At 38.8% G+C, this 9,343-nt stretch carries 22 protein-coding genes and 1 pseudogene; 3 read left to right on the forward strand and 20 right to left on the reverse strand.

Annotated features, from left to right (window positions below):
• Nucleotides 1-28: 28 nt before the first annotated feature.
• The 11 genes and pseudogenes from ssb to HT729_RS11025 all read right to left on the reverse strand — a co-directional run bounded on the left by ssb (nucleotide 29) and on the right by HT729_RS11025 (nucleotide 4,658).
• The gene (ssb, locus tag HT729_RS10980; RefSeq protein WP_172932019.1) at nucleotides 29-424 is read right to left on the reverse strand and encodes a single-stranded DNA-binding protein; all 396 of its coding nucleotides are present in this window, start codon (nucleotides 422-424) and stop codon (nucleotides 29-31) included.
• A 98-nt stretch (nucleotides 425-522) separates the two neighbouring features.
• Nucleotides 523-741: a hypothetical protein gene (locus HT729_RS12280; RefSeq protein WP_319637056.1), complete on the reverse strand. Its 219-nt coding sequence runs from the start codon at nucleotides 739-741 to the stop codon at nucleotides 523-525.
• 102 nt (nucleotides 742-843) lie between these two features.
• Nucleotides 844-1,038, reverse strand: coding sequence for a hypothetical protein (locus HT729_RS10985; protein ID WP_000470343.1), 195 nt, complete (start codon nucleotides 1,036-1,038; stop codon nucleotides 844-846).
• A gap of 14 nt (nucleotides 1,039-1,052) precedes the next feature.
• Nucleotides 1,053-1,823, reverse strand: coding sequence for an ATP-binding protein (locus HT729_RS10990; RefSeq protein WP_000228207.1), 771 nt, complete (start codon nucleotides 1,821-1,823; stop codon nucleotides 1,053-1,055).
• On the reverse strand, nucleotides 1,817-1,975 hold the full coding sequence (locus HT729_RS10995) for a hypothetical protein (protein WP_172932020.1): 159 nt from the start codon (nucleotides 1,973-1,975) through the stop codon (nucleotides 1,817-1,819). The genes HT729_RS10990 and HT729_RS10995 overlap by 7 nt, the downstream gene beginning before the upstream one ends.
• A pseudogene (locus HT729_RS11000) lies at nucleotides 1,963-2,749 on the reverse strand (phage replisome organizer N-terminal domain-containing protein). The gene HT729_RS10995 and the pseudogene HT729_RS11000 overlap by 13 nt, the downstream one beginning before the upstream one ends.
• A complete protein-coding gene (locus tag HT729_RS11005) occupies nucleotides 2,742-3,038 on the reverse strand; it encodes a hypothetical protein (RefSeq protein ID WP_000391808.1) in 297 nt (98 codons plus the stop codon). Before HT729_RS11005 ends, HT729_RS11000 begins: the two are co-directional and overlap by 8 nt.
• Before the next feature lie 15 nt (nucleotides 3,039-3,053).
• Nucleotides 3,054-3,374: a hypothetical protein gene (locus HT729_RS11010; RefSeq protein WP_000462819.1), complete on the reverse strand. Its 321-nt coding sequence runs from the start codon at nucleotides 3,372-3,374 to the stop codon at nucleotides 3,054-3,056.
• 11 nt (nucleotides 3,375-3,385) lie between these two features.
• The gene (locus HT729_RS11015) at nucleotides 3,386-4,108 is read right to left on the reverse strand and encodes a hypothetical protein (RefSeq protein WP_001060361.1); all 723 of its coding nucleotides are present in this window, start codon (nucleotides 4,106-4,108) and stop codon (nucleotides 3,386-3,388) included.
• Between the two features lie 11 nt (nucleotides 4,109-4,119).
• Nucleotides 4,120-4,410 carry a hypothetical protein gene (locus HT729_RS11020; RefSeq protein WP_138702333.1) on the reverse strand — a complete coding sequence of 97 codons (291 nt, stop codon included), beginning with the start codon at nucleotides 4,408-4,410 and terminating at the stop codon, nucleotides 4,120-4,122.
• A 104-nt stretch (nucleotides 4,411-4,514) separates the two neighbouring features.
• On the reverse strand, nucleotides 4,515-4,658 hold the full coding sequence (locus HT729_RS11025) for a hypothetical protein (RefSeq protein ID WP_000389586.1): 144 nt from the start codon (nucleotides 4,656-4,658) through the stop codon (nucleotides 4,515-4,517).
• 116 nt (nucleotides 4,659-4,774) lie between these two features.
• Between HT729_RS11025 and HT729_RS11030 the strand changes: the two genes are divergently transcribed.
• Nucleotides 4,775-4,999, forward strand: coding sequence for a hypothetical protein (locus HT729_RS11030; RefSeq protein ID WP_000040988.1), 225 nt, complete (start codon nucleotides 4,775-4,777; stop codon nucleotides 4,997-4,999).
• 131 nt (nucleotides 5,000-5,130) lie between these two features.
• Here the strand turns inward: HT729_RS11030 and HT729_RS11035 are convergent, their stop codons facing one another.
• The 3 genes from HT729_RS11035 to HT729_RS11045 are packed head-to-tail and all read right to left on the reverse strand — an operon-like array spanning nucleotide 5,131 to nucleotide 6,344.
• On the reverse strand, nucleotides 5,131-5,844 hold the full coding sequence (locus tag HT729_RS11035) for an ORF6C domain-containing protein (protein ID WP_050207546.1): 714 nt from the start codon (nucleotides 5,842-5,844) through the stop codon (nucleotides 5,131-5,133).
• A 47-nt stretch (nucleotides 5,845-5,891) separates the two neighbouring features.
• Nucleotides 5,892-6,152, reverse strand: coding sequence for a hypothetical protein (locus HT729_RS11040; protein ID WP_000097024.1), 261 nt, complete (start codon nucleotides 6,150-6,152; stop codon nucleotides 5,892-5,894).
• Nucleotides 6,153-6,191: 39 nt separating this feature from the next.
• Nucleotides 6,192-6,344 (reverse strand): hypothetical protein, encoded by a 153-nt coding sequence (locus tag HT729_RS11045; protein WP_001284486.1) that lies wholly within the window; start codon nucleotides 6,342-6,344, stop codon nucleotides 6,192-6,194.
• A 65-nt stretch (nucleotides 6,345-6,409) separates the two neighbouring features.
• Between HT729_RS11045 and HT729_RS11050 the strand changes: the two genes are divergently transcribed.
• A complete protein-coding gene (locus HT729_RS11050; protein WP_001135683.1) occupies nucleotides 6,410-6,940 on the forward strand; it encodes a hypothetical protein in 531 nt (176 codons plus the stop codon).
• A 25-nt stretch (nucleotides 6,941-6,965) separates the two neighbouring features.
• On the opposite strand, the gene HT729_RS11055 is transcribed toward HT729_RS11050, so the two are convergent.
• From HT729_RS11055 to HT729_RS12500, 6 genes are all read right to left on the reverse strand, one after another.
• Complete coding sequence (locus HT729_RS11055; protein WP_000993373.1) at nucleotides 6,966-7,106, reverse strand: hypothetical protein; 141 nt, start codon at nucleotides 7,104-7,106, stop codon at nucleotides 6,966-6,968.
• 32 nt (nucleotides 7,107-7,138) lie between these two features.
• Nucleotides 7,139-7,330 carry a hypothetical protein gene (locus HT729_RS11060; protein WP_000451679.1) on the reverse strand — a complete coding sequence of 64 codons (192 nt, stop codon included), beginning with the start codon at nucleotides 7,328-7,330 and terminating at the stop codon, nucleotides 7,139-7,141.
• A gap of 9 nt (nucleotides 7,331-7,339) precedes the next feature.
• A complete protein-coding gene (locus tag HT729_RS11065; RefSeq protein ID WP_001057655.1) occupies nucleotides 7,340-7,537 on the reverse strand; it encodes a hypothetical protein in 198 nt (65 codons plus the stop codon).
• Nucleotides 7,538-7,548: 11 nt separating this feature from the next.
• On the reverse strand, nucleotides 7,549-7,734 hold the full coding sequence (locus HT729_RS11070) for a helix-turn-helix transcriptional regulator (protein ID WP_000274132.1): 186 nt from the start codon (nucleotides 7,732-7,734) through the stop codon (nucleotides 7,549-7,551).
• 116 nt (nucleotides 7,735-7,850) lie between these two features.
• On the reverse strand, nucleotides 7,851-8,060 hold the full coding sequence (locus HT729_RS11075) for a helix-turn-helix transcriptional regulator (RefSeq protein WP_001166514.1): 210 nt from the start codon (nucleotides 8,058-8,060) through the stop codon (nucleotides 7,851-7,853).
• A 180-nt stretch (nucleotides 8,061-8,240) separates the two neighbouring features.
• Nucleotides 8,241-8,366, reverse strand: coding sequence for a hypothetical protein (locus HT729_RS12500; protein ID WP_007284831.1), 126 nt, complete (start codon nucleotides 8,364-8,366; stop codon nucleotides 8,241-8,243).
• Between the two features lie 165 nt (nucleotides 8,367-8,531).
• On the opposite strand from HT729_RS12500, the gene HT729_RS11080 reads away from it, so the two are divergent.
• Nucleotides 8,532-9,343: S24 family peptidase (locus HT729_RS11080; protein ID WP_172930796.1), on the forward strand; the 812-nt coding region annotated here is incomplete at its 3' end.

The raw sequence follows: 9,343 nt of genomic DNA on the forward strand, positions 1-9,343 counted from the left end.
TTACTCCAACCATATTTCTATCCTCTCACTAAAACGAAAAATCATCTTCCTCAAGGGCGTATCCTGGCATCTGTTCCTCAATATTCGAACGGTTAGCAGTATCATCACGCTTTTCAAGTCGCTCAAAACCATCTGCGACCACCTCAGTCAGATAGACCCTGCGCCCCTCCTGATTCTCATAGTTCCTTGTCTGGATGCGACCCGTCACACCGACCAGATTGCCCTTCTTGCACCATTCTGCGAATAGCTCCGCCTGCTTACGCCACATCATACAGTTGATGAAGTCCGCCTCTCGCTCGCCGTTGGCTCCCTTGAAGTTCCGATTGACCGCCAGAGTAAACGTCGCAACCGCCACATTCGACGGTGTATATTTCAATTCAGGGTCTTTCGTCAAGCGCCCCACTAACGTAACATTATTGATCATCTTTCTTGTCCTTTCTTGCTGCACGTTCTCCGATTAAGTAGCCGAGAAATAGCCATAGAATAGCCATGCCAAATTCTTTAATAAGTTCAATCATTTTCTTATCCTCCTGAAAAAGTTGCTAAATAGTAACAATCCTTCGCACCATAGTCAAACCGTGTCGTCCGCTGACCAATGTGCTTCTGAAACCTTGGCTGAGTGATAGCCGAGAAAGCCCACTGATGATCTTCCATTTGCTCAATGAGATCATCGACATTGTCAAACGTCCCAAGGTAAAACTTGCAGTGCCCGTTGTAGACGAAGTAATACTCTTCGAAAATCAAATTCAAACCACGTCAGCTTCGCCTTGCCGTACTCAAGTACTGCCTACGGCTAGCTTCCTAGTTTGCTCTTTGATTTTCATTGAGTATAAAGCTCTAACATCACTCCACCTCAACAGGGTAAAAGTTCCCAAAAGATCCTCTCAATGCCTTGCCTACCTGTACAGCTGCCCCACGAGAAACAAACCGCATGGCTTTCTTCTCCTCAGAACATGAAATGTCCAAGCCAGTCACTCCAATAACCACGGATCTCAGAAACGGCTTATCCTCTCTTGTTCCATGTCTTAAAATAAACATCAGCTACCTCCATTCTAAAAATAGTGCTTCCGCTTGTTTGTCAAGTCATTGAAAACCATCAAATGGTCTTTATCTACACCCTTCATCAGTCTGGACATAAAGGGTCTGCCATATCTTTTCTGAATATCAGCAGAAGTCAAATTGGTGGTAATAATTGTATTTGAACGCTTATTCAGGATATTGTAGAGGATAGTAAACGACCACTCACTATCCTTTTCCATGCCCAAATCATCCAAGACCAAAAACTTGGCACTGGCAATTTTATTGACCAGAAACTCTTCCTGACTAAAATCAGCTTTAATCTTCATCAACAAGTCCGTCACATTGATAAAAATCGCAATCTCTTTCGTGTACTCAGATAGAGCCTTAACCATCGCAAAGGCCAAATGGCTCTTACCAGTTCCAGCTTCTCCTTGTAACACGATGTTGTTCCTAGCCCCCTCAGACCACTCACGACAAATCCTCTTTGCAAAAGCTAGCTTTTCCGCTTCTTTTTCAGTGGGTGTCTCAAAGTTGTCCAAAGTCGCATTTTTCAAAACCTCATCATAAAGAGAAAACTTCTCAAGATAGTATTTCCTCTCTCGCTCATTCTCAGCGTCGGCCAGTTCATTCACTCTTGCTTGATTCTCCTCATGGATCCGCTCAGATTCACACATGCGGCATACAACACTCTCAGTCCGCAATATCTTTATCAAAGGAATGTTATGCTTTTCGCAAAACTCATCTTGTTGTTCTGTATTCCTGTGATAAGATAAGGCAATCTCCTCAAACACATTGTCTACCATGACAGACGACCTCCACATTCATGCCAGCTAGCCATTTCAGACAAGCAGGCAACCACTTGATGAATTGGTTGGTTGGCTAAAAGAGTTTTCTTCTCGTAGCTTAACGAATAATAGTCAATCTCGAATTGTTCAATTAGTTCTAGTACCCCCATTCGTCCTTGGCCTCCTGTTCTTCTTTCTTATCCTTGTTCTTCTTTTCCGATTGACGAACCTGTTCAACAGTGGTAACATTGTTCATCTGCCAATTTCTTAAAATCCCACCAATATATTTGATGTTCGGCTTTCCTGAGTTAATAGCAGTCTTCAATGCTTCTTTCACCAAATCCACATCATTCTCATTTAGGAGATGGTTGATTTCTTCAATTTCAAATCCAGATAAGAGCCTACGAAATTCAGATTGAAAAAGTTCTAAGATATTTTCTTGACCACCACTACTAGTAGTAGTAGTTATTCTTTTCTTATTCTTATCTTTATCTAATCTATTCTTATTCTTATCTTTATCTTCTTCTAGTGCGTTACCGTCCGTTACCAAGAGCAAGATTTTTCTGTTTTTTACGGTATTTGGCTACACGGTTGCGTGTCTGTTCCTTTATTTTCTCCATTCCGTCAACGTTTTGATGTTTTTCCCAATTTGGCAAGCTAATAATACCATCGATAATCTCAATCATCCCAAACTGTTCAAAAACTCCAATAGCCATTCTTACTGTATTCAATGGTCTACGAAAAATAGTAGCTAACATTTCATCTGTATAGTGAACCTTATCAGTCATCATCAACAAACCATTACTGTTATGTTTTCCAGCAAGTGTCAAAATCTTGAACCATATCACTAAGATGGCATCAGGATCAGGCAAGGCATCAATCAGGCAAATCTTTTCATCGTCAAAAATATCGGTTGTGATTTTTATCCACTTAATTTCAGACATACCTAGCACCCCACTTCCTACGGTTAGCGCGATACTTCATTCGCATATCCTCATAGATGTACCTGCCTTCCAGCTCCATTTTTTCAATCTTTAGCAGCTTATTTTTAAGCTCCACATCACGATAGTCCTTAGCTAGTTTTTTATAGTCTGTTAGGTATTCTTTGACTAGTAATAGATTTTTATAATCGTTTTCCCATGTCGTAATAAAATGTCTTGAAGTTGATTCCCTTCCTTCCAGTTCTTTAACAATCATAATCAGGTTATCCAGCGATTCAATCAATTCTTCCATTTCCTGACCTCATCATTACAAAAGTCTGATTGCAGACTGTTTCGGCTCTGGCAAGGCTAGAGGCTCAGGGCGCAAGCCTACAGGCGGTTCGTTGTCATATGTGAATCCTTTGAACTCTCTACGGATATTCTTGCGAATTTCTTGCCATTTGTCCTCTCTACCACGTTCATATGCATGATTACGCACTTGGATAATCATAGACGCAAATTCTTGCTCTTCTCGTCTTTCTTCTTCCTTGCGTTGTTCCTGCAATTTGATATGACGGCAAGCCCCTGCAAATCCAATCAGCAAAGCTCCAACACCCATCAACTGGTCTAAAATCGGTGGTTCAAACATTTTTTAATCTCCTAAATAACTTTTTCTTTCAGTGTTTCAAAAACTTCAAACTTTAAATTTGTCTGTTCTTTTATTTTCTTCAATACACTAAGCACTGTGTCATCTTCGTTAAACTGAATAATGGTATCACTTATAACTAGTTCGTAGATGTTAGACATAATTCTATTATCAGTCTCTGTTTGTTCATCGGATTCTAGTTCTGAATCGATTTCGTTCTCATAATTTTTGAGAGCGTTAGCGGATTCATTAAATCCATGAAGTAACAATGTTCTCTGTAAAATTTCATTCACATCAATGTATTTATCTAAGCTTTCTCTTTCTCTTGCTCGTTTTGTTTCTTCAGGAAACAGAATATGCATTCTATCAAATATTTTGCTAAGTATTTTTACATTCTTTTTGGTTGGTTTTGTCTGAGTATTTACAATACTAGCCATCGGATATCCTTTAGTAAATCCAAGTTTTAAATCTAAATCACTGGCAGAAGACGAAACTTCTTTTCTAAGATTTTTTAAAATATCAATAAGCAAAGTTGCCCACATTATCGACATAAAATCATGACCAAATGAACCGTTGTAATCATTTGGTTTGTCAAGTGGATTAAATTTCTCGTTGGATAAATCTTGTACAATTTTTTTAAGATTTTCATCTTCGTGCTCATATCTTTCAAAGAAATTTCGCAAACCTGGTCTATTCTCTTTTTTCATCTTATGTTTGTATGCTTTTTTATTATTCATCTTCTCTCTCCTTATGCTCTTAATTTTCGTACTTCTTTCTCTAATTCCAAAATCTCATAAACATCATTAATATCGTACATAATATATTTCCCTTGCTTACGAAATCTCAATCCTTTACGTTCTAACTTTTTAATATAGCCATGAGTGAAGCCAAACTTCTCCATCAAAGCCTGTTGATTGATTGGCATGCGATCATTCTCTAACTGCTCCTTGACCTGCTTTTCAGCAAAAGCCAATAATTGATTTGTGAACAATTCAGCACTTTCGCCGTCTAATCGTAATTGTAACGTTATACCTTCCATTTTCTACATCCTCTCAACTATGCGGGCAAGCATTTTTGTGATATAATGGTTTAAATTGTTTTAGTATGCGCCTGATTGCCGTCAGGTGCTTTTTTGCGTTGTTGTCAAACTGTTTTACTTTCCAGCGCTCTGAGTTCTATCTCATGGCTGACTTGTCTAAATAGCTTCTCACACGCTATTTTAGCTTCTCTGTATGTTGTAGATTCGCTGATGAAGTAATCAGCAAGTTCGATGATTTTGTCTTCCATTTAACCTCCTATATCGGTCTTGAGACTGATGTAATATCCTCCTAAATTGCTATAATACTCTTGACTAATATCTCTCCCGTTTTAGTCAAAAATTTAACAGAAAGGAGGTTCAAAAAATGAGTAAGCTTAGCCATAAGCCAAACCACGTTGTTAAGAAACTAACCTGGGAAAATCTCGATAATATTCTATTATCTAATTTTTCAGAGTCGACTACTGATAAACCTAGCGCAGTAATTCAGTTATCTGATTTTGAAATGTCTAAAACTGAAATTATCGAAGAAGCAACTGCTCAAGGTTATCAAGTTATCGATAATTCTGATGGTTACTTAAAGTTTCTATAACGAATTTTAAAGATGATATATTTGTACGATTTACATCAATATCTCTTTTTAACTTAGCGATCTGTCTATCAGATTGCTTTTTTCTTTTCCCACTATACGGATATCGTCTTGGTCTCATTTTCTTTCCCTCCCTACGCTTGACTAAATGCGTTCAGTTCCATGATTTTCATCTTGGTATTGGTGCTTGGCTCCCACGTCATCCAGTAAGCTAGAGCGGCATCCGCATGCTTCTTGGGTAGCAAGTCATAGCGACTAATGTTGAAGTGGTCTTTAAAGTCAATCTCAGCTTGTCTAAATACCGACTGAGCAAAAATCTTATCCGCATAAGCTGGGCTATCAATGCCACCCAGGCAAGCCACAACCCTAGCCTTACGCTTCTTCAGGAGCGACTGAGCATAGCTTGGATGAATCGGTTGCTCACTCTTGAGGTAGTCGATATCTTCCAACATGCTAGTCTGTTGCTCACGCAATTTCTTCTGTCCAGTAAAGAGAGCGATAAAAGCATCCTCGTCCAAATCCTCGCGAATAAATCCGCCCTGCTTACGAATAGCTGGCAAGACCTCTGATGTCACCCAGCGCTTGAACTCCTTAGCTTGAGGCAACTTGCTGGATAAGATAAGAGAGTAGAGACCAGATTCGTTGATGATAATAGTATTTTGTGTTCGTCCTAGATTATCGGTGAGTCCGTATTTCACGGAGTCATCTTCATCAACGTGCCGAGAAATTGCGTCCAGAGGTTTAGCATATCCTAAGATATCCGCTACATCCTTCCCGACAAACCAAGGCTCGTCATCAATTGTCAAAGTACGGACTTCCTGCCCGTGAAAATTAAAAATTTCGTTCATAAAGTTCCTTTCTAAATTTGGTATAATGAAAATAAAACTCGCCAGAGCTATTTAAGTAAAGTATTTTTAAACGACTGTTTGACAGATACTATATGAGGCGCTTCACGGTTATTTATATAATCAACCTGAATAAGTGTCTCTGGCACTTCATCTTTCTTTGTTTCCCAAATTATCTTGATACCTTGAAGACAAATATCTTCTGTTTGAAAATCAACCCCGTTCAAAATAACTCGTGGAATACTAGAGTCGCTATCTATCTTAATTTCTAAATTTTGAATTGGTAGTAAATTTTTTGATAGGCTGCTCATATCTCTTTCCTTCCTATTGTTCTCCCCATTTTGCTATAATTAAAGCAGATCCTTGAGAAATTCTTCAAGTTCCTTACGCTGAGACTCAGCAAGCTCTGCTCTTTCAATAGCTTGTTGAGTCATCAGTGTTTTAAGACTACTACTTAATTTTTTTCTATCGATGTAACTATTTTTAAATCCCTTATTTGCCATCTCTTCCTCTCCTTTCTATTTTTCTCTCCTTTTTGCTATAATAAAAGCAGAAAGGAAGTGATCTAATGCCACAAATCACCAATGATAATGTCCAGATTTGGACACTCTATATCACAGTAATAATTGCAGTTATCGGTTTTGTTTTTAATACCATTTCACTCTGGCAAACAAAGAAAGCTACAGAGGATATGGCAAAGCCTTATATTAATGTTTATGTAGATGTCTATGCAGTTAAAAATCAACAACGTACCTTTGTTTTTAAAAACTTTGGCCAAACTCCAGCATATATAGATAATATTCAGATAGATGGCGAATTGGATCCATTGAATTCTGTACACCGCTTCAACTCACTTATCGGAAATATGATTGCCCCAGGACAAAAATTTACATCATCAATAGACCCAGATTATAAAGGTCGAATTACACTGACAATTACTTACTCCGATAGCAAGAAACACAAATATATAGACAAGTTTGTACTTGATGCTACATTGGCATCTGCAATGTTCTACACTGTAAACGAGAGCAATAAAAGCGATTCTCCAGCTACAGCTATCAGACAATCGACCATGGCTCTATTACGCGATCTACGATAGAACCATCTCCCAGCGATTTTACAGTTCAAACATCACGTAAGAATTCAATTTTTATCTCAACAGTTTCATCGTCAAGTGTATTGGCGATGATTTTATTTTTTGCGTCAATCGCTTCGTTCAAGTCTTTACAAGTTAATTCATAAAATACATTTACATTTGCATTCATCTCTTCCCCTCCTATTAGTGAATTTTTTTGTTCTATTTTTTGTTAGCAATTCTATCCATTGTATCTAAAGTAAGTTTTTGTATCTCTTTTCGTGCTTGCAATTCATTGTCAAAAAAATTCTCAAGCATTTCGGTCAATCTATTCGAATATCCTCGCAATAGCATTACCGTCACCAAAAATGAAGTAATAGCTGATACAATGACCACATAAAGAAAAACTTCCATCTTCCCCTCCTACTCCAGCACCTTACTGCCGACTACCAATCGTTTAACGACAACGTCCATCTCCTTAAATTCGGCATTCTCTGCACAGTAGCGGACGCTCTCGCTGATGATGTGACAAATAGATACGCCGTATTCGTTCGCCAGCTCCGTAGCGATCTCCCAGGCATCTCTGTCAATCCGTGTTACTTTTTGCGCTGCGTTGTTCATAGTATTTCCTCCTACAACATATCTTCTACCCTACACCCTAGCGCCTTGGCAATGACCACCGCCTGCGACAGCGTCACCGCCTTCAGGTCGTTCTCGATCCGTGACAAGGTCGTGTAGTCTATCAAGGTTCGCTTGGCAAGCTCACGCAAGCCCAGCTTTTGAGCCGTTCTCAGCTCCCTCATTTTCGCTCCATACATCGACTTCTTCCTTTCTACTAATAGGTCTTTTCAAAACTGTTGGTACTTGTCAACAGTTTTGATAGAATTATTCTATCGATTTTGAAAAAGTTTGACCTTCTTTGATGTTAGGTGTTTTATTTCACTTTTCGTGAAGTCTGGGGTGTGAATATATCGCCCAATTCTTTACCGAAATAATGGGCGATTTTGAACATTTCACTCAGTTTAAAATCTTGTTTACCTAATTCTTTGTTGCGATAGCTATTCTCGCTTTTTCCAATAACATCTGCCATTTCTTTCTGAGAAATATTCTTTTCCTTCCTCAGTTTATATAAAAGAATTTGCAAACCATAATCACCTCCTATTCATTTTAAAAAAACCATTTCCAGATGAAGTACACCCAGATAAAACCGGTTAGCATCCAGCAGACCACATTCCAAAATTTCTTCTTGTCTTTCATGACAAATCTTTCGAGATATGCTATACTAATAGTGAGCTTTGGGGCTTTCGCCCCGCTCACCCCACTTCTATTTCAAGAAGTGTTTGATTAACTCAACACTGGCTGTAATCACTGTTGAGATAACCAGAGCCTTAGGACCGTCAAGCCATGGCTCTTTTTTTGTTGCCTTTTCAGGCTTTTTGCGTCTCCGCATATCTCTTTTCCTCCTGTATTTATTTGATTGATTACCTCAACCATGATTTAATTATACCTCACTTTTCGTGAAGTGTCAATAGTTTTTTTGCGAAAAAACAAAAAAACTTTTCTTTCCGTGAATATTTTGTTATAATCTACTTAATAAAACACTCAGGAGAAATATATGACTGACAAAGAATTAGCTATATACATCGGAACAAAAATAAAAGAATATCGATTACAGCGCGGATTGACGCAAAAAGAATTAGCTACTTTAGTGGATATGGGTGATACAACTATAGCAAACTATGAAAAAGGTTTCCGTACTCCTAAAAAGAATACTTTGTTTAAAATATCCTCTGCTCTCAGCGTAACTATTGACGATTTATTTCCACCTATTCGTAAAGCAGACACCCCCACAGCGTCCCCAGATTTGCTCACACAGCAGATAACGGACAAGGTGGTACAATTAACCCCAGATAATAAAAAAATCGTCCTACGGACTTCTGAGGAACTTCTGGAGAGGCAAAAAGCAAACGGCGAGATGTACACAGAGCAAAACGAAGAAGAAACGAAGAAAAACGAAGTGTCGGAAGTTATCAGCTTGTATCAAGTTGAGGTTGTATCTGAGACGGCAGCAGCTTCTGGATTTAACTATGGATTCGATTACGACGATACAGATAGAGAGACTATAGAGGTTGACGAGCAACCACCACGCCACGATATTGCGACTAAGGTAAGCGGAGACTCCATGCAACCTGACTACCAAGACGGAGACATTCTCTATTTAGTAGACAAAGGACTGACCACCTACAACGGAGATTTGGCAGTTATCGCATACGGAGACCGTTCTTACTTCAAAAAGATCTATACCGAAAACGGACGCTTACGCCTCGTATCACTCAATGACAAGTACGAAGACATCATCCTAGACTTCCCACCAGCCGAAGACACACACATCAAGATTTATGCAGTAGTCGGGGTGTATAGAGGGGA

Source organism: Streptococcus sp. 79 (genome assembly GCF_013277425.1).
GTDB lineage: Bacteria > Bacillota > Bacilli > Lactobacillales > Streptococcaceae > Streptococcus > Streptococcus pseudopneumoniae.